A 19344-nucleotide genomic window follows, 5' to 3' on the forward strand; every position below is an offset into this window, starting at 1 on the left:
TATAATTTGTACCATCTAGTTAGTTCGTATACTCTGCGACTCGCGCCTTTCCGACTTTCGACGGCGCGCGGCCGGCGATGCGGCGCGCCTCCTCCGACGGCGCGCCGCGCCCGGCCGCGCGCCGTCCTTCTTCAGCGGGACATCCACCATGCAGCGTTCGATCGCCACCGTGTCGCTATCCGGCACGCTCGTCGAGAAGCTCAACGCGATCCGCGCCGCCGGCTTCGACGGCGTCGAGATCTTCGAAAACGACTTGCTGTACTTTGACGGCTCGCCCGCCGACGTGCGCCGGATCGCCGCCGATCTCGGCCTCGACATCGTGCTGTTCCAGCCGTTTCGCGACTTCGAGGGCGTGCCGCCCGAGCGCCTCGCGCGCAATCTCGAGCGCGCGAGGCGCAAGTTCGAGCTGATGCACGAACTGGGCGCGCATCGCATGCTCGTGTGCAGCAACGTGTCGCCGGACGCGATCGGCGACGACGCCTTGCTCGTCGACCAGTTGGGCGCGCTCGCGCGCGCCGCGCGGGAAGCGGGCGTCGTCGTCGCGTATGAGGCACTTGCGTGGGGTCGGAACGTGAAGACCTATGGGCACGCGTGGCGGCTCGTCGACGCGGTGAACCATCCGAATCTCGGGCTCGCGCTCGACAGTTTCCATACGCTGTCGCTCGACGATTCGCCGGACGGCATCGCGCGCATTCCCGGCGAACGGATCGCGTTCGTGCAGATCGCCGACGCGCCGAGACTCGCGATGGACGTGCTCGAATGGAGCCGGCATTACCGGTCGTTTCCGGGCCAGGGCGACTTCGACCTCGCGGGATTCACCGCACGCGTGATCGAATCGGGCTATGAAGGGCCGCTGTCGCTCGAGATCTTCAACGACGGCTTTCGCGCCGCGCCGACCGCGCTGACGGCCGCGGACGGCTATCGATCGCTGCTGTATCTGGAGGAGACGACGCGCGCGCGGCTCGCGCACGACGCGCGGCAGGCGCAACCGGCCCAGCCGGCGCGGCAAGCGCGGTGCACGCCGCGCGGCGTGCCCGACACCCGCGACGCATGCGAGGCGCGCGCCGCGACCGCGACCGCGACCGCGACCGCGACCGCAACTGCAACTGCAACTGCAACCGCGACACGCCCGCGCATCGCGCCGGCGCCTTCACCGCGCGCCTCCCTGCCGCTGTTCGCACCGCCGCCCGCGCCCGCGCACATCGGCTTCCAGTTCATCGAATTCGCGGTCGATGCGGACGCCGCCGAGAACGTCGCCGGCTGGCTCGGCAAGCTGCGCTTCAGGCGCGCGGGCCGCCATCGCTCGAAGGACGTGACGCTGTATCAGCACGGTGCGGCGTCGATCGTGCTGAACGCCGAGCGCGACTCGTTCGCCGACGCGTTCTTCCAGGCGCATGGCCTGTCGCTGTGCGCGTCGGCGTTTCGCGTCGACGATGCGCGCCTCGCGTTCGAGCGCGCGGCCGGCTACGGCTACGCGCCGTTCTCGGGCCGCGTCGGCCCGAACGAGCGCGTGCTGCAAAGCGTGCGCGCGCCCGACGGCAGCCTGAACTATTTCGTCGACGAGGCCCCCGGCGCGCCGACGTTGTACGAATCGGATTTCGTGCTGACCGACATCGACGGGCCGAGCGAAGTCGGCCCGCTCGTCGGCATCGATCACGTGTGCCTCGCGCTGCCCGCCGACGCGCTCGATACGTGGGTGCTGTTCTTCAAGACCGCATTCGGCTTCGAGGCCGAGCGCAACTGGCTCGTGCCCGATCCGTACGGGCTCGTGCGCAGCCGCGCGGTGCGCAGCCCGGACGGCTCGGTGCGCATCGCGCTCAATGCGTCGGTGGACCGGCATACGGCCGTCGTCCGGTCGCTCGAGCGCTATCGCGGCACGGGGCTCAATCACGTCGCGTTCCGCACGGACGACATCGTCGCGGCGATCGCCGAATTCGCCGCCGACGGCGTGCCGTTCCTGCGAATTCCGCGCAATTACTACGACGACCTCGCCGCGCGCTACGCGCTGCCCGACGAGACGATCGACACGCTGAGCCGCCACCATCTGCTGTACGAGCGCGACGATGCGGGCGGCGAGTTCCTGCACGCGTACACCGAGCTCGTCGACGGGCGCTTCTCGTTCGAGATCGTCGAGCGGCGCGGCGGCTACGACGGCTACGGCGCGGCGAACGCGGCCGTGCGGCTCGCCGCGCAGGCGCAGCGGCGAACGTGAGCGCGGCGCGAAAAACCACGCGGGCGACGCTCGGCGCGCAAACGCGTCGCGCGGCGCCCGCGCGCCGTCAGTGCGGCAGCGCCGGAATCATCCAGCTCAGCACGTGCTGCTGCAGGAACACGAGCACGCCGAGCAGCAGCGTCAGGATCACGCTGTGCCAGAACGTGCGCGCGAACACGACGCCTTCCTGCCCTTTCAGATCGGTCGTCGACACGCCCGTGGCGATGTTCTGCGGCGAGATCATCTTGCCCATCACGCCGCCCGACGAGTTCGTCGCGGCCATCAGCACCGGATCGAAGCCGAGCTGCCGCGCGGCGACGACCTGCAGGTTGCCGAACAGCGCGTTGCCCGACGTGTCGCTGCCGGACAGGAACACCGCGATCCAGCCGAGCGTCGCCGACACGAGCGGAAACAGCGCGCCCGTCGACGCGACGCCCATCCCGAGCGTGTAGCTCATCCCCGAGTAGTTGAGCAGGTACGCGAGCCCGACGATCATCATCACCGTGACGATCGCGATGCGCGTCTGCCGCCACGTCTGCGCGACGCAGCCGAGGAAGCTCGCGACGCCGGTGCGCGTCCAGACGGCCGTGACGGCCGCCGACAGCAGGATCGCGGTGCCGGTGCCGAGCGGCTGGAAATCCCAGATCGCCGCATACGGCTTGTGATAAAGCGTCATGTAGACCGCGTTATGCAGGCCGGGCCACTTGATCTTCACGTCGCCGATCGCGGCGACGCCCGCGTGCACCCAGAAGATCACGATCACCGATACGACGAGCCACGGCAGCCAGCCGCCGTAGCCGACGCGCCCGCTCGCCGTGCCCGCGCCGGCGGCCTCGCCGCCGCGCGTGATCGCGAACTGCGCATCGGGCTGCGGCTTCCAGACCTTCAGGAAGCCGATCGTCACGATCAGCGACGTGAGCGACGACAGCACGTCGGTCAACTGATAGCTGATGAAGTTCGACGTGACGAACTGCGCGAGCGCGAAGCTGCCGCCCGACACGAAGAGCGCCGGCCACAGCCGGCCGATCGAGCGCAGCCCGCCGTAGACGCCGACGACGTAGAACGGCAGCAGCAGCGCGAAGAACGGCAACTGCCGGCCGACCATCGCGCCGAGCGTGTCCGGATGCAGCGACGTCACCGCGCCGAGCACGGTGATCGGCACGCCGAGCGCGCCGAACGCAACGGGCGCGGTGTTGAAGATCAGCGTGAAGGTGAGCGCCTCGAGCGCCGGGAAGCCGAGCGCGATCAAGAGCGCGCTCGTGATCGCGACCGGCGTGCCGAACCCGGAGATGCCTTCGAGCAGGCAGCCGAACGAGAACGCGACGACGAGCAGCACGAGGCGGCGATCGTCCGGCAGATGATCGAGCATCCATTGGCGGAACTGATCGAAGCGGCCCGATTTCACCGCGATGTTGTAGAGAAGCAGCGCGTTGAACACGATCCACATGACGGGGATCAGCGCGAGCGCCATGCCCGCGCCGACCGCGTTCAGCGCGAGGCCGACGGGCATTCCCCACACGGCGACCGCGACGACGACGCCCGTCAGCAGGCCCGCGAGCGACGCCTGCCATGCGGGGCGCCGCAGCAGCCCGAGCATCGCGAGCGCGACGATGATCGGCAGCACGGCGACGGCGAACGACAGCGCCAGCGAGTGGCCGACGGGGGTGAGCGGCTGGGCGAACGTTACGCCCGCCGGCAATGCGAATGAAGGGTTCATGTTGTCTCCTTTTCCCCTCGGAACGATTGTTGTGTCGAGCTTGCTTTCGGCTTGCATCGCGCGCCGCGCGCTCCGTGCGCGGCGCCGGCGTCAACCCGCTTTCAGGCGCTGCTTGAACGCGAGCCGGTATCGATGCAGCAGCGGCTCGGTATAGCCGCTCGGCTGCTCGCGGCCTTCCAGCACGAGCGCGCGCGCCGCGCCGAAAGCGTGCGAGTTCGCCGGATCGGCCGCCATCGGCCGATAGTTCGGGTCGCCCGCGTTCTGCGCATCGACGACGCGCGCCATCCGCGCGAACACCTCGTCGACGAACGCGCGCGTGACGACGCCGTGGTGCAGCCAGTTCGCGATGTGCTGACTCGAGATGCGCAGCGTCGCGCGATCCTCCATCAGGCCCACGTCGTGAATGTCCGGCACCTTCGAGCAGCCGATGCCCTGCTCGACCCAGCGCACGACGTAGCCAAGGATGCCTTGCGCGTTGTTCTCGACTTCGGCGCGAATCTCGTCGTCGCTCCAGCCGGCGCGCTCGACGACGGGAATCGTCAGCAGGCCGTCGAGCAGCGCATCGCGCTCGCGCGCGTAGTCGATCGTTTCGAGTTCCTGCTGGATCGCCTGCACGTCGACTTCGTGGTAATGCAGCGCATGCAGCGTCGCCGCGGTCGGCGACGGCACCCACGCGGTGTTCGCGCCCGCGCGCGGATGCGCGATCTTCTGCTCGAGCATCGCGCGCATCAGGTCCGGCATCGCCCACATCCCCTTGCCGATCTGCGCGCGGCCGCGCAGCCCGGCCGCGAGCCCCGCGAGCACGTTGTTGCGCTCGTACGCGGCGATCCACGCGGACGACTTCATGTCGCCCTTGCGGTACATTGGCCCCGCTTCCATCGCACTGTGCATTTCGTCGCCCGTGCGGTCGAGAAAGCCCGTGTTGATGAACGCGACGCGCGCCGCCGCCGCCGCGATGCACGCCGACAGATTCACGCTCGTGCGGCGCTCCTCGTCCATGATCCCCATCTTGATCGTGTGACGCGGCAGCCCGAGCAGATCCTCGACGCGCGCAAACAGCGCATCCGCGAACGCAACCTCGGCGGGCCCGTGCATCTTCGGCTTCACGATGTAGATCGAGCCCGTGCGCGAATTGCGCTTCGACGTCAGATCGTGCATCGCGCAAAGCGTCGTGACGACGCCGTCGAGCATGCCTTCGGGAATTTCGTTGCCGTCGCGATCGAGCACCGCGTTCGTCGTCATCAGATGGCCGACGTTGCGCACGAACAGCAGCGAGCGGCCGTGCAGCGTGAGCGTCGAGCCGTCGGGCGCGCGATACGCGCGGTCCGCGTTAAGCCGGCGCGTGAACGTGCGCCCGCCCTTGTCCACCACTTCGCTCAGCGTGCCCTGAATCAGGCCGAGCCAGTTGCGGTAGAGCTGGACCTTGTCGTCCGCGTCGACGGCCGCGACCGAATCCTCGCAATCGATGATCGTGCTCACCGCCGCTTCGAGCACGACGTCGGTCACGTGCGCGGGATCGCCTTGACCGATCGGCGTCGACGCGTCGATCCGAATCTCGATGTGCAGCCCGTGATGCTTGAGCAGCACGGCGCTCGGCGCGCCCGCGTCGCCCTGGTGGCCGGCGAACTGGCCCGGGCGCGCGAGCGCCTTCGCGCCGTCGCGGGTGTCGACGACGAGCCGGCCTTCGTCGACGCGATAGCGCAGCGCGTCGCGATGCGAGCCGTGCAGCAGCGGCGCCGCGCGATCGAGGAAGTCGCGCGCGTAGTCGATCACGCGCTGGCCGCGCACCGGGTTGTACGCGCCCGCGCGCGTCGCGCCGCCGTCTTCGGGCAGCGCGTCGGTGCCGTACAGCGCGTCGTACAGGCTGCCCCAGCGCGCATTCGCCGCGTTCAGCGCATAGCGCGCGTTCGACAGCGGCACGACGAGCTGCGGGCCCGCCTGCGACGCGATCTCGCTGTCGACGTTCTCGGTCGCCGCCGCGACGCGCTCGGGCGGCGGCACCAGATAGCCGATCCGCTCGAGGAACGCCCGGTAGCCGCGCGGGTCGCTCACCGGCCCCGGATGCGCGCGGTGCCAGCCGTCGAGCTCGCGCTGCAGCCGGTCGCGCTCCGCGAGCAGCGCGCGATTGCGCGGCGCGAGGTCGTGCACCAGCGCGGCGAAGCCCTGCCAGAACGCGGCCGCGTCGACGCCCGTGCCGGGCATCGCTTCGTGTTCGATGAACCGGGCGAGACCTTCGTCGACCCGGAGTTCATGTCGTTCGATCATCGTGCTTTCTCCGTCGTTCATCGCGGCAATGGGCCGCGCGCGGGGCCGCGCCGTTTGCGACCGCGGTCGCGGCCCGGGCGTCGCGGCGGGCTCGACGATCGCGCCGGCGGCGCCTTCCGTCGGCAATCAATCGACGGCCTGCGCGCGCCGCTGGGCGCGACGCGCCGGAAGGCGCGCCGCCGGCCATGTTTCATAGAGCTTAGTCGTCCGGCGGCCGAGCTGAAACGCACGTTTTCATGGCCCCCCGGGCGATCCGGAAATGCGGCTGTGCAACATCGCCGAGCAACGCCGCGACCGTCGGCCGATTTGGTCCGGCCCCGATGTCGCCCTTGCCCGACATGGCCGTTACATGCCGTAAATCTTTCGTCGGCCCCGCCCCCGCCTGCTTTAAGAATCGTTTAAGACTTGCTCGGCACCATCCGTGGCCAGTACCGTTTCAGGAGGTTCGCGATGAGCGCCGTCGACACGTCCGCCGCGGTTCGCCCGGCCGCCCCCCCGACCAAACCGAAAACCATGCTGCGTCGGCTGCTCAGCCATCATGAGATCGCGACGCTGCTGATCCTGCTGCACGCGCCGATCGGCGCGAACGCGAAACCGGAATTGCCTGCGTTGCAGGAAGCCGGTCTCGTCGAGATGATCCGCTCCGACGTCGACGCGGCGCCGTCCTTTCGTCTGACGGAAGACGGCAACGCCGTGCTCAAGGGCCTCGGCTATCGGTAATACCGGGAATCGAAATCGACCGTGCGGCGCGAGGCGGCAGCCGAGCGCCGCCGGCACGCCCGCCCGCGTTCGGACATGACCGGCCCCCGGTGCGGGCGGGTTCGTTTTTGCGCGCGTGACCTCGGGCGACGCGCGCGAAGGGCCGGTTCATCGGCCGCCCGAACCGTCCCGCGCCCCCCACTTCCCGGCCTTGCGCCTGCGCGTCAAGCGCCCCGCCCTTCCTGCAGCATCATCCGGTATTCGGTCGGCGTCACGCCGACCGTCGCCTTGAACTGCCGCGTGAACGCACTGTGGTCCGTATAGCCGCATAGCGCGGCGACATCCGTCACCTTGTCGTGCGTGACGAGCAGCGCGGTCGCCGCATCCAGCCGCGCCTTCAGCAGCATCTGCCGCGGCGTCAGATGAAACACCTTGTGGAAATAGCGCTCGAGCTGCGCGACCGACATCCCCGCCATCCCGGCGAGATGCTTCAGGTTCAGCGGCTGCACGTAGTGCGCGTGGATGTAGCGGACGACGTCCGCGATGCGGCTGTACGCCGGATGCGAGCTCTCGTGCGCGCGCAGGTCGCGCGACAATCCGGCGATCCCGACGATCTTTCCGTGCGCGTTGCGCAGCGGCTCCTTGCACGTCAGGCACCAGCCGGGCTGGCGGCCCGAATACAGGTGCAGTTCGAGCTGATCGGTCAACTGCCGGCCGCCCGCGATGATCGCCAGATCCTGCTCGACGTAGCTGCGGCCGAAGCGGCGCGGAAAGACTTCGTCCGCGGCCTTGCCGTACAGGTCGCGCTTGTCCTTGTAGCCGCAGCGCTGTGCGAGCGTGCGGTTCACGAGCGCGTAGCGCGCGTGCGCGTCCTTCACGAAGAATGCGACGTCGGGCAGCGCGTCGAACACCGGCTCCAGCTGCGCGAAGTGCGCGAGCATCGCGGCAAAGCCGTCGCCGTCGTCGCCGCCGTGCGCGGCGAGTTGCGCCGAAGCGGAAGCCGCCGGGGACGGCGAAGCCGATGCGGCGTTCACGGGCGCCGTGGAGGCGGCCGACGTCGAACCGGCCGACGTGGAGACGGCCGCCGCGGAGACGGCCGCCGCGGAGACGGCCGATGCAGCGGACAACTTCTCGGGCGGCACGGCAAGCAAAGTCATCATACGGATCTCGCGCGTCGTAACACGGTTGGCGTCGATCGATTATAGGAGCGCATCGTCGGGGGCGGCGAGCAGCGTGTCGATTCGCGCGGGCGAGAACGGCGGGCGCGGCGGCGCGTCGTCCCAGCCGAAATGCACGTGCGCGGCCGCGCCGCACACGCGCCCCTGGCACGCGCCCATCCCGCAGCGCGTCTGCAGCTTCGCGTCGCGCGCCGACGCGTGCGCGCGCACCGCGCCGATCGTCACATCCTCGCAGCGGCACAGCAGCGTATCGTCGGGCGGCAGCGCGCGGGCCGCGTCGCGCAGCGCGAACGTGCCGGCGACGCGCGCCGCGAAGCGCCGCCACGTCGCGCGGCGGCGCAGCAACGCGGCCACGCGCGCGCGGCCGTCCGGCGCGGCATCCGCGCCTGTCGCCGCGAGCCCGGCGAGCTCGCCTTCGATTCGCGCGAGCTCGACGCCGCCGACACCCGTGCATTCGCCCGCCGCATACACGTGCTCGACCGACGTGCGCTGCGCGTCGTCGACCGCGATCGCGCGATCGCGCACCGCGCAGCCGAGCGCCAGCGCGAGCGTGAGGTTCGGCACGAGGCCGAAGCCGCACGCGACGCGATCGCAATCGAGCGTCTCGCGCGCGCCGCCCCGCTCGATCGTGACCGCGCGCACGCGCGCGTCGCCGTGCGCTTCGCGCACGACCGCGCCCGTCAGATAGCGTGTGCCGGCGAAGCCGCGCGTGAGCCGCGCCGCCTGCGCGAGCTTCGACGGCGTCGCCGCGAGCGACAGCGCGAAGCGCGCGAGCGCGCCGAGCGGCGCCTGCTCGACGACCGCGACGACGCGCGCGCCCGCCGCGCGCGCGGTGGCGAGCGACGCAATCAGGAGCGGGCCGCTGCCCGCGATCACGACGCGCTCGCCGCGCACCGGCGCGCCGCCCTTCACGAGCGCCTGCAACCCGCCCGCGCCCGTCACGCCGGGCAGCGTCCAGCCGGCAAACGGCAGCAGCAGCTCGCGCGCGCCGCAGCACAGAATCAGCTTCCGGTAGCCGAGCGCGAGCGCGCGGCGCTCGTCCTCGACGAGCAGCACGCCGGCCTGCGGCGCGGCGACGACGCGCGTCGCCGCCAGATGGCGCACGTTCGGCCGCCGCAGCACGTCGAAGCTCGCGCGCGCGGCCGCGCCCGGCGCGGCGCTCGGCCCCTGCCGCCAAACCTGCCCGCCCGCGCGCGGGTTGTCGTCGACGATGGCGACCGTGCGGCCGCTCCTCGCAACCGCCTGCGCGGCGGCAAGCCCCGCCGGCCCCGCGCCGACGATCGCGACGTCGACCGTCAAAACCTCGTTCGTCATCGCGTGCGCTCCACCTGCATGCCTTCGCGGCAGAGCGTCTGGCACGCGAGCCTGCGCCGCCCGTCGATCGTCACCCTGCACTCCTGGCAAATGCCCATTCCACAAAACGGCGCGCGCGCGGCGCCGGTGCACGACGTGCGCGTCGTGTCGTCGCCGGCGAGCGCGACGGCGGCCGCGACGGTCATCCCGTCGACCACGTCGAGCGGGCGGCGATCCAGATAAATGATCATTGAAGCTCTCCGGCCGGGGCCGATTTCGATGTCGACAGAAAACGCCCCGGCAGATACGGCCCGGCGTCGATCGCCGCGCGCTCGCCGAACATCAGCGCGGCGAGCACGCGCGCGCCGCCGGGCGCGGTCGTCACGCCGAGCCCCTCGTGCCCGACCGCGAGCCACAGGCCGCGCCGCGACGGATGCTCGCCGAGGAGCGGCAGGCCGTCGGGGCTCGCCGCGCGAAAGCCCGTCCACGCGCGGATGCCGTTCATGCCGGCGAGCGCGGGCAGATAGCCGAGCGCGCGCCGCAGCATCCGCGCGAGCACGGGCGCCTCGACGCGCGGGTCCTCGGTGTCGAACTGCCGCGACGAGCCGATCAGCAACTGGCCGGTCGGCCGCGGCTGCACGTTGAACGCGACCGACGTGCCGTCGCTCGCGTGCGCGCTCGCCGCGTAGCCGAGCTCGACGAGCTGGTGCGATACCTGCGCCGGATAGCGGTCGGTGATCAGCAGATGGCCCTTCTTCGGCCGCAGCGGCAGCTCGGGCACGAGCTCGCGCGCGGCAACGCCGTTCGCGACGACGACGGCGTCCGCGCGCAGCACGTCGCCGTTCTCGAGCGCGACGCGCGCGCCGTCGATTGCCACCGCCTTCGCGCGCCGCAGCGCGACGCCCGGCAGCCGGTGCAGCAACCAGTGTGCGGCGACGGGCGCATACAGGATGCCGTCGCCCGAAACCTTCAGCGCGCCGCCGAGATCCGCGCGCAGCATCGGCTCGAGCGCGGCGAGCGCCGCGCGGTCGATCAGCTCGCCCGCGACGCCATGCTCGGCGAGCGCCGCCTGCTTCGCGCGCGCGAGGTCCATCTCGTGCGCGTCGGCCGCGAGCCACAGCGTGCCGCAGTTGCGATACGCGCAGCCTTCCGGCATCGCGTCGCGCAGCGCGCGCCACAGCCCGATCGAGTAATGCGTGAGCGCGAGCTCGGCCGCGTTGTCGTCCATCGCGACCAGGTGGCCCATGCCCGCGGCCGTCGCGCCGCCGCAGCCGTCGTCGACGACGGTCACGCGCAGCCCGCGCTGCGCGAACTCGTGCGCGCACGCGGCGCCGACGATGCCCGCGCCGATCACGACGACGTCGATCTTCGAATCGATCACGACACGATGCCCCAGCCGAACGGATCGTCGTCCTCGATCAGGAGCGTCGCCTCGGCGCTCAGGTGCGCGCTGCCGCGGATCGTCGGCACGACGCCGCTTTCGGCGCGCTCGTAACTCGCCGAGAACACGCTGCCGATCACGCTCGCCTGCCGCCACGCCGCGCCCGGCGCAAGCTTGCCGTCCGCCGCGAGGCACGCGAGCTTCGCGCTCGTGCCGGTGCCGCACGGCGAGCGGTCGTACGCGTGGCCCGGGCACAGCACGAAGCTGCGGCTGTCGTGCTCGGGGTCGTCGGCGAACAGCTCGATGTGATCGATCGGCGCGCCGTCGCGGCCCGTCACGCCCGCGCGCTCGAGCCCCGCGCGCACCGCCGACGCGTACGCCGCGAGCGCCGCGACGTTCTCGCCCGCGATGCGCTGGCCGTGGTCGCTCACGAGGAAGAACCAGTTGCCGCCCCACGCGACGTCGCCCGTCACCGAGCCGTGCCCCGGCACCTCGACGACGACGTCCTTCGCGTGCCGGTACGCGAGCACGTTGCGCACGCTGACGGACAGATCGTCGTGCAGCGTCGCCTCGACGTCGCCCACGGGCGTCTCGATCCGGTGCACGCCCGGCGCGATGCGGCCCATGTGGTGCAGCGTGCGCACGAGCCCGATCGTGCCGTGCCCGCACATGCCGAGATAGCCCGCGTTGTTGAAGAAGATCACGCCCGCCGCCGCGCCGGCCGAAACGGGCTCGCACAGAAGCGCGCCGACGAGCACGTCGCTGCCGCGCGGCTCGAGGATGCATGCGGTGCGATAGCGGTCGTGGTCGCGCGCGAGCGCGGCGAGGCGCTCGGCCATCGGCCCGTCGCCGAGCGGCGGAAATCCGGACACGACGACGCGCGTGGGTTCGCCGCCCGTATGCGAATCGATGATGTGAAGGTGCTTCATGTCGCGTCGATCCAAGGTGGAAATGCGCATAGCTTCCCTTGTCGCGCAGCGCGCCGCTTGTGGGTTTTCGATGGCGCGCACGACGAAATCGGCACAGCCCGGCGCGCGCGCCGGCGATCGCGCCCCGATTGTGCCGATTTCATCTTTTCACGTTTGGAAAAGCCTCAAGCCTCGCGGCTTGCCGACGGCGATACTGGTTCACGCACCGACACCCCCGTCGGCCACCTCATTCGAACGTAGGAGATACTCAGTGAGCCGTAACGCGATTCAATGGAGCGGGGTCTTCCCCGCCGTCAGCACCCAGTTCAAGCCGGACTTCTCCCTCGATGTCGACGCGACGCACCGCGTCGTGAAGAACCTGGTGAACGACGGCGTGTCGGGCCTCGTCGTCTGCGGCACGGTGGGCGAGAACACGTCGCTCAGCACGGCCGAGAAGCTCGCGGTGATCGAGGCCGCGCGCGACGCGGCGGGCGGCAAGGTGCCCGTGATCGCCGGCATCGCCGAATTCACCACCGAGTTCGCGCGCAACACGGTGCGCGAGGCGCAGCGCGTGGGCGTGGACGGCGTGATGGTGATGCCCGCGCTCGTCTATTCGGCGAAGCCGCACGAGACGGCCGCGCACTTTCGCGCGGTGGCGTCGGGCACCGATCTGCCCGTGATGGTCTACAACAACCCGCCGATCTACAAGAACGACGTGACGCCCGACGTGCTGATCGCGCTGCAGGACTGCGAGAACATCGTGTGCTTCAAGGATTCGTCCGGCGACACGCGCCGCTTCATCGACCTGCGCAACGCGGTCGGCGATCGCTTCGTGCTGTTCGCGGGCCTCGACGACGTCGTCGTCGAGAGCATCGCGGTGGGCGCGCAGGGCTGGGTGTCGGGGATGTCGAACGCGTTCCCGAAGGAAGGCGAGACGCTGTTTCGCCTCGCGAAGCAAAAGCGCTTCGACGAAGCGCTCGCGCTGTATCGCTGGTTCATGCCGCTCCTGCACCTCGACGCGCGCCCCGACCTCGTCCAGTGCATCAAGCTGTGCGAAGAGCTCGTCGGCCGCGGCAGCGCGCTCACCCGCCCGCCGCGCCTCGCACTGCAAGGCGACGCGCTGGCGCAGGTAAAGGCGATCGTCGCGAAGGCGCTCGAAACGCGTCCGACGCTGCCGGACGTCGGCCTCTGAACGACGCGGCCGCAGCCGTCCGGCGCGCGTCGCCGGGCGGCGCGGGCGCGACGGCGCGACGGCGCGGTGACGCAGTGGCGCGGCGGCGCGGGACGTCGACGGATAGGCGAGCGCGGTCGCGAACCACGCGCGCCCCGCCGTTCGCATCGCCCGCGGTCCGCGAGCGGCGCGCCGGCTTCCCGCCCGATGCGCGGCGGCCGCGCCGCGCGCAGCCGCGACGACGCCGCGCCCGCACGGTCCGGCGCGATCCCGCATGCCGCGGCCCGGCCGTCGAAGCCGGCCCGGCCGGCGCGGACTTCGCGGCGGACTTCGCCGCACCGGCAGCCACATCGGCAACCACACCGGCAACCGCAAAACCGACCGCTACGGCAACCGCAGCCGTGGCGGCGGCGACGCCGGCAACGCCCGCGCGCGAGCCGCCGCGCGTCGCCCGCTGCCGCCGGTCGAACGAATCCATCCAATCAAGGAGACACAGCCCATGCCCGCCCAAGGCAATGCCCAGCGATCCGCGCCGCTCGCGCGGCCCACGCCCACCGACGCCGGACACGGCACGTTCAAGAAACAGCTGTCGCTGACCGACCTGACGTTCATTGGCCTCGGCGCGATCTTCGGCTCGGGGTGGCTGTTCGCCGCGAGCCACGTGTCGACGATCGCGGGTCCGGCCGGCATCCTCTCGTGGCTGCTCGGCGGCTTCGCGGTGCTGCTGCTCGGCATCGTCTACTGCGAGCTCGGCGCGGCGCTGCCGCGCGCGGGCGGCGTCGTCCGCTATCCGGTGTTCTCGCACGGCCCGCTGCTCGGCTACCTGATGGGCGCGATCACGCTGATCGCGTTCTCGAGCCTGATCGCGATCGAGGTCGTCGCCGCGCGCCAGTATGCGGCCGCGTGGTTTCCGGGCCTGACCGTCGAGGGCTCGGGCAATCCGACGACGCTCGGCTGGCTCGTGCAGGCGGCCCTCCTCTGTCTGTTCTTCTACCTGAACTATTCGAGCGTGAAGACGTTCGCGAAGGCGAACAACCTCATCAGCGTGTTCAAGTTCGTCGTGCCGCTATCGGTGATCGTCGTGCTGTTCACGTTCTTCAAGCCCGCGAACCTGACGATGCACGGCTTCGCGCCGTTCGGCATGCCCGGCGTCGAGATGGCCGTGTCCGCGGGCGGCATCATCTTCGCGTATCTCGGCCTCACGCCGATCGTGTCGGTCGCGAGCGAGGTGCGCAACCCGCAGCGCACGATCCCGATCGCGCTGATCCTGTCGATCGTGCTGTCGACGCTGATCTACGTGCTGCTGCAGCTCGCGTTCCTCGGCGGCATCCCGAGCGCGATGCTCGCGGGCGGCTGGCACGACATCGGCAAGGCCTTCTCGCTGCCGTACCGCGACATCGCGCTCGCGCTCGGCGTCGGCTGGCTCGCGTACATGGTCGTCGCCGACGCGATGATCTCGCCGTCCGGCTGCGGCAACATCTACATGAACGCGACGCCGCGCGTCGTCTACGGCTGGGCGAAGACGGGCACGTTCTTCAAGGTGTTCACGCGCGTCGACGAGGCCTCCGGCATTCCGCGCGCGGGGCTGTGGCTCACGTTCGCGCTCGCGATCTTCTGGACGCTGCCGTTCCCGTCGTGGGAAGCGCTCATCAACACCGTGTCGGCCGCGCTCGTGCTGAGCTACGCGGTCGCGCCGGTATCGGTCGCCGCGCTGCGCCGCACCGCGCCCGGGCTGCCCCGGCCGTTTCGCGCGAGCGCGTTCGCGATCACCGGCCCCGCTTCGTTCGTGATCGCCGCGCTGATCGTCTACTGGTCCGGCTGGAGCACCGTGTCGTGGCTGCTCGGGCTGCAGATCGCGATGTTCGTCGTCTATCTCGCGTGCCGCCGCTGGGTGCCCACCGCGCATCTGAGCCTAGCCGAGCAGGTGCGCTCGTCCGCGTGGCTGATCGCGTTCTACGCGCTGATGATCGCCGCGTCGTATTTCGGCGGCTTCGGCGGCACCGGGCGGCTCGCGCATCCGTACGACACGCTCGCCGTCGCGGCCGTCGCGCTCGTCATCTATTACTGGGGCGCGCATACCGGCGTGCCGGCCGCGAAGCTGCAGCTCGACGACGACGAGAACTGACGCGCGGCGCAACCGCGTCCGCTTTTTCATCGGCCGGGGCGGCAACGCCCGGCCCGCACTTTTCGAGGAGAACCATGCGACTCACTGGCGAGCTTTTGATCGGCCAATCGGCGACGTTCGGACAACACGGCGCGTTCCGCGCGATCGAGGCCGCGACGGGCGAGCCGCTCGAGCCCGCGTTCGGCGGCGCGAGCCTGCGCGACCTCGACGCCGCGTGCGCGCTCGCCGACGACGCGTTCGACACATACCGCGAAACGACGCTCGACGCGCGCGCCGCGTTTCTCGACGCGATCGGCCGGCACATCGTCGCGCTCGGCGACGCGCTGATCGAGCGTTGCGCGGCCGAATCGGGGCTGCCGCGCGCGCGGATCGAAGGCGAGCGCGCGCGCACCGTCGGCCAGCTCGGGCTGTTCGCGTCGGTCGTGCGCGACGGCGGCTTCATCGACGCGCGCATCGACCCCGCGCGCGCGGACCGCAAGCCGCAGCCGCGCGTCGACCTGCGCCTGCGCAACGTCGCGATCGGGCCCGTCGCCGTGTTCGGCGCGTCGAATTTTCCGCTCGCGTTCTCGGTCGCGGGCGGCGACACCGCGTCCGCGCTCGCGGCCGGCTGCCCCGTGATCGTCAAGGCGCATTCCGCGCATCCCGGCACGTCCGAGCTCGTCGGCCGCGCGATCCAGGCGGCCGTGCGCGAATGCGCGCTGCCGGCCGGCGTGTTCTCGCTGCTGTTCGATGCGTCGCGCGAGGTCGGCCAGGCGCTCGTCGCCGATCCGCGGATCAAGGCGGTCGGCTTCACGGGCTCGCGGCGCGGCGGCGTCGCGCTGATGCACATCGCGGCCGCGCGGCACGAGCCGATTCCCGTCTACGCGGAGATGAGCTCGATCAACCCGGTGCTGCTGCTGCCCGGCGCGCTCGCCGCGCGGCATGATGCGATCGCGCAGCAGTTCGTCGCGTCGCTCACGCTCGGCGCGGGACAGTTCTGCACGAATCCGGGGCTGATTCTCGCGATCGACGGCCCGGCGCTGCGCGCGTTCGAGCAGGCCGCGGCGGCCGCGATCGCCGCCGCCGCCGCGCAGACGATGCTCACGCCGCCCATCCACGCGAGCTACTGCGAAGGCGTCGCGCGGCTCGCGTCGCACGACGCGGTCGAGCGGCTCGGCGAAGGCCCCTCGGGGGAGCGCCATCAGGCGCGCGCCGCGCTGTTCGCGACGACGGCCGATGCGTTCATCACGCGCGCCGAGCTGCGCGACGAGGTGTTCGGCCCGGCGTCGCTCGTCGTGCGCTGCGCGGACGCCGGCGCGCTGCACCGCGTGCTGAAGGCGCTCGAAGGCCAGTTGACGATCGCCGCGCACCTCGGCGACGGCGACGCGCCGCTGTTCGCGCAACTGCGCCCGACGCTCGAGCGCCGGGCCGGCCGCATCCTCGTGAACGGCTTCGGCACGGGCGTCGAGGTCGGCCATGCGATGGTGCACGGCGGGCCGTTCCCGGCGACATCGGACACGCGCACGACGTCGGTCGGCGCGCGCGCGATCGAGCGCTTCCTGCGGCCCGTGTCGTATCAGGACGTGCCCGACGCGCTGCTGCCCGACGCGCTGCGCGACGGCAACCCGCTGCGCGTGCCGCAACGCATCGACGGCGCGCTCGCGCCGCGGGAGGCGCGCGATGAATGATCCGCAAGACCTCGCGCGGCCGGACGTCGTCCTGTCGCTCGACGACGTGCACGCGCTCGCGCTGCGCGTGCTCGCGCGCCACGGGCTGTCCGACGCGCACGCGCGCGCGATCGCGAACGTGATCACGCAAGGCCAGCGCGACGAATGCCATTCGCACGGCGTCTACCGGCTGCTCGTGTGCGCGCGCTCGCTGCGCCTCGGCAAGGTCGATCCGCACGCGGCGCCGACGCTGCGCCGGCTATCGCCGTCGATCGTCGCGCTCGACGCGCATCGCGGCTTCTCGCTGCTCGCGTTCGAGACCGGCCTGCCGGTGCTCGTCGAGATGGCGCGGCGGCACGGCATCGCCGCGATGGCGATCAACCGCTGCTACCACTTCTCGGCGCTGTGGCCGGAGGTGGAGGCGATCGCCGCGCACGGCCTCGCCGGCCTCGCGATGAATCCGAGCCATAGCTGGGTCGCGCCCGAAGGCGGCGCGCGGCCGGTGTTCGGCACGAACCCGCTCGCGTTCGCGTGGCCGCGCCCGGGCGGCACGCCGTTCGTGTTCGACTTCGCGACGAGCGCGATCGCGCGCGGCGACATCGAGCTGCACGCGAAGGAGGGCAAGCCGATCCCGCCGCATTGGGCGCTCGACGCGAACGGCGCGCCCACCACCGATCCGAAGGCCGCGCTGCAAGGCGCGATGCGCACGTTCGGCGGGCACAAGGGCTCGGCGCTCGCGGCGATGATCGAGCTGCTCGCCGGCGCGCTGATCGGCGACATGACGAGCGCCGAATCGCTCGCGTTCGACGAAGGCGTCGGCGCGACGCCGTGTCATGGCGAGCTCGTGATCGCGCTCGATCCGAAAGTGTTTCTCGGCGACGCGCTCGAAGCCGGCCTCGCGCGCGGCGAGCGCATGCTCGATGCGATCGTCGCGCAGGGCGCGCGGCTGCCGTCGCAGCGGCGCTTCGACGCCCGCGCGCGCAGCGTCGCGCACGGCGTGCGAATTCCGGCCCGGCTCCACGACGAGATCGTCGCGCTGCTCGACTGACGCGCCGACGAGCCGGCCGCGCCGCCGAAGCCGACCGAAGCCGACCGGAGCCGACCGGAGCCCGCCGGAAACCCCGCCTGAAGCCGCCCGCCCGCGTCGCCGCGCGGGCGCGCGGCGCGCCCCCACACACGGTTTTCCGCCCGCCGGCAATTGCCGATTTCCACGAGGCCGGCGCGGCCGTCGGCTATTCGTCAGTCCTGTAGAATCGCCGGCATTGCGTCGCGTTCGTCTTCCCGTGCGGCTCCCATCCGGCCGCCGCGCGGTTCGTGTCCCGTGCGCCATCCCGCGCGTTGCACCGTCAGTCCGACGACGAGGCCCGCCGCCCGGCCCCATCCGCGCGGTACACAACCATTCGAACCAGGATCGCCCCGACCATGCCTGCTTCCGAACTGAGCGCCGTCTCAAGCGCCCCGCCCCGCGCCCTGACGGGCCGCGACTACAAAACCCTCGGCCTCGCCGCGTTGGGCGGCGCGCTGGAGTTCTACGATTTCATCATCTTTGTGTTCTTCGCGCCCGCGATCGGCCAGCTGTTCTTCCCGCACGACATCCCCGACTGGCTTCGCCAGTTGCAGACGTTCGGCATCTTCGCGGCCGGCTATCTCGCGCGGCCGCTCGGCGGCATCGTGATGGCGCACTTCGGCGACCTCGTCGGCCGCAAGCGGATGTTCACGCTGAGCGTGCTGCTGATGTCGGTGCCGACGCTGCTGATGGGCCTGCTGCCCACCTACGACAGCGTCGGCATCCTCGCGCCGGTCGCGCTGCTGCTGTTCCGCGTGCTGCAGGGCGCGGCGGTGGGCGGCGAAGTGCCCGGCGCGTGGGTGTTCGTGTCCGAGCACGTGCCGTCGCAGCGCATCGGCTACGCGTGCGGCACGCTGACGGCGGGCCTCACGATCGGCATCCTGCTCGGCTCGCTCGTCGCGACGGCCATCAACAGCCGCTTCTCGACAGCCGAAGTCGCCGCGTTCGCGTGGCGCATCCCGTTCCTGCTCGGCGGCGTGTTCGGCCTCTTCTCCGTCTACCTGCGCCGCTGGCTGCACGAGACGCCCGTGTTCGCCGAGATGAAGGCGCGCAAGACGCTCGCGGCCGAGATCCCGCTGAAGGCGGTGATTCGCGACCACGGCCGCGCGGTGATCGTGTCGATGCTGATCACGTGGATGCTGTCGGCGGCGATCGTCGTCGTGATCCTGATGACGCCGACGCTGCTGCAAAAGCAGTTTCATATCGCACCCGCGACCGCGCTGTTCGCGAACAGCATCGCGACGCTGTGCCTGACGGCCGGCTGCATCACCGCCGGCTCGCTCGCGGACCGCTTCGGCGCGAAGGCGGTGCTGTCGATCGGCGGCATCGCGCTCGCCGCGTGCTACTACGCGATGTACACGCAGATCGCCGTCGACGCCTCGCGCCTCGTGCCGCTCTACGGGCTCGCGGGCTTCGCCGTCGGCACGATCGGCGCGGTGCCGTTCGTGCTGGTGAAGAGCTTTCCGGCCGTCGTGCGCTTCTCGGGCATCTCGTTCTCTTACAACGTCGCGTACGCGGTGTTCGGCGGGCTCACGCCGGTGATCGTGTCGCTGCTGATGAAATCGAGCCCGCTCGCGCCGGCCTACTATGTCGCGGCGATCTGCGTGCTCGGCGCGGTCGCGATGCCGTTCGCGAAGGACGCCGAATAACGTCCGTTGCGCGGGCGGCGCAATGCCGCCCGCC

General features: G+C 71.2%; 15 protein-coding genes. 8 read left to right on the plus strand and 7 right to left on the minus strand.

Going from position 1 to position 19344, the window contains the following annotated elements; translation table 11 throughout:
- Nucleotides 1-148 precede the first annotated feature (148 nt).
- Entirely contained in the window at nt 149-2212 is a 2064-nt protein-coding gene (locus tag BTH_RS10535) for a bifunctional sugar phosphate isomerase/epimerase/4-hydroxyphenylpyruvate dioxygenase family protein (protein ID WP_009893995.1), read from the plus strand.
- A 67-nt stretch (nt 2213-2279) separates the two neighbouring features.
- Here the strand turns inward: BTH_RS10535 and BTH_RS10540 are convergent, their stop codons facing one another.
- Nucleotides 2280-3929 (minus strand): L-lactate permease, encoded by a 1650-nt coding sequence (locus BTH_RS10540; RefSeq protein ID WP_009893996.1) that lies wholly within the window; start codon nt 3927-3929, stop codon nt 2280-2282.
- A gap of 90 nt (nt 3930-4019) precedes the next feature.
- The gene (locus BTH_RS10545; protein ID WP_009908048.1) at nt 4020-6194 is read right to left on the minus strand and encodes a malate synthase G; all 2175 of its coding nucleotides are present in this window, start codon (nt 6192-6194) and stop codon (nt 4020-4022) included.
- Nucleotides 6195-6644: 450 nt separating this feature from the next.
- Here BTH_RS10545 and BTH_RS10550 point away from each other — a divergent pair, with 450 nt between their 5' ends.
- A complete protein-coding gene (locus tag BTH_RS10550; RefSeq protein ID WP_011401491.1) occupies nt 6645-6914 on the plus strand; it encodes a hypothetical protein in 270 nt (89 codons plus the stop codon).
- A gap of 203 nt (nt 6915-7117) precedes the next feature.
- Here BTH_RS10550 and BTH_RS10555 read toward each other — a convergent pair whose 3' ends face one another.
- The 5 genes from BTH_RS10555 to BTH_RS10575 are packed head-to-tail and all read right to left on the minus strand — an operon-like array spanning nt 7118 to nt 11674.
- Nucleotides 7118-8053: an AraC family transcriptional regulator gene (locus BTH_RS10555; RefSeq protein ID WP_009894002.1), complete on the minus strand. Its 936-nt coding sequence runs from the start codon at nt 8051-8053 to the stop codon at nt 7118-7120.
- Nucleotides 8054-8092: 39 nt separating this feature from the next.
- Nucleotides 8093-9385 carry an NAD(P)/FAD-dependent oxidoreductase gene (locus BTH_RS10560; protein ID WP_009894003.1) on the minus strand — a complete coding sequence of 431 codons (1293 nt, stop codon included), beginning with the start codon at nt 9383-9385 and terminating at the stop codon, nt 8093-8095.
- The gene (locus BTH_RS10565; protein WP_009894005.1) at nt 9382-9615 is read right to left on the minus strand and encodes a (2Fe-2S)-binding protein; all 234 of its coding nucleotides are present in this window, start codon (nt 9613-9615) and stop codon (nt 9382-9384) included. Before BTH_RS10565 ends, BTH_RS10560 begins: the two co-directional genes overlap by 4 nt.
- Nucleotides 9612-10745: an NAD(P)/FAD-dependent oxidoreductase gene (locus BTH_RS10570; protein WP_009894006.1), complete on the minus strand. Its 1134-nt coding sequence runs from the start codon at nt 10743-10745 to the stop codon at nt 9612-9614. The genes BTH_RS10565 and BTH_RS10570 overlap by 4 nt, the downstream gene beginning before the upstream one ends.
- Complete coding sequence (locus BTH_RS10575; protein ID WP_009894007.1) at nt 10742-11674, minus strand: 4-hydroxyproline epimerase; 933 nt, start codon at nt 11672-11674, stop codon at nt 10742-10744. Before BTH_RS10575 ends, BTH_RS10570 begins: the two co-directional genes overlap by 4 nt.
- A gap of 57 nt (nt 11675-11731) precedes the next feature.
- On the opposite strand from BTH_RS10575, the gene BTH_RS30480 reads away from it, so the two are divergent.
- The 6 genes from BTH_RS30480 (at nt 11732) to BTH_RS10600 (ending at nt 19310) form a co-directional block, all read left to right on the plus strand.
- On the plus strand, nt 11732-11914 hold the full coding sequence (locus BTH_RS30480) for a hypothetical protein (RefSeq protein WP_080511318.1): 183 nt from the start codon (nt 11732-11734) through the stop codon (nt 11912-11914).
- Nucleotides 11915-11924: 10 nt separating this feature from the next.
- Nucleotides 11925-12845: a dihydrodipicolinate synthase family protein gene (locus tag BTH_RS10580; RefSeq protein ID WP_009894009.1), complete on the plus strand. Its 921-nt coding sequence runs from the start codon at nt 11925-11927 to the stop codon at nt 12843-12845.
- Between the two features lie 478 nt (nt 12846-13323).
- On the plus strand, nt 13324-14949 hold the full coding sequence (locus BTH_RS10585; protein ID WP_009894011.1) for an APC family permease: 1626 nt from the start codon (nt 13324-13326) through the stop codon (nt 14947-14949).
- Between the two features lie 74 nt (nt 14950-15023).
- Nucleotides 15024-16616 carry an aldehyde dehydrogenase (NADP(+)) gene (locus BTH_RS10590; RefSeq protein ID WP_009894013.1) on the plus strand — a complete coding sequence of 531 codons (1593 nt, stop codon included), beginning with the start codon at nt 15024-15026 and terminating at the stop codon, nt 16614-16616.
- Nucleotides 16609-17643 (plus strand): Ldh family oxidoreductase, encoded by a 1035-nt coding sequence (locus tag BTH_RS10595; protein ID WP_009894015.1) that lies wholly within the window; start codon nt 16609-16611, stop codon nt 17641-17643. Before BTH_RS10590 ends, BTH_RS10595 begins: the two co-directional genes overlap by 8 nt.
- Before the next feature lie 374 nt (nt 17644-18017).
- The gene (locus BTH_RS10600) at nt 18018-19310 is read left to right on the plus strand and encodes an MFS transporter (protein ID WP_009894016.1); all 1293 of its coding nucleotides are present in this window, start codon (nt 18018-18020) and stop codon (nt 19308-19310) included.
- Nucleotides 19311-19344 lie beyond the last annotated feature (34 nt).

It is taken from the genome of Burkholderia thailandensis E264, assembly GCF_000012365.1.
Classification (GTDB): Bacteria; Pseudomonadota; Gammaproteobacteria; order Burkholderiales; family Burkholderiaceae; genus Burkholderia; species Burkholderia thailandensis.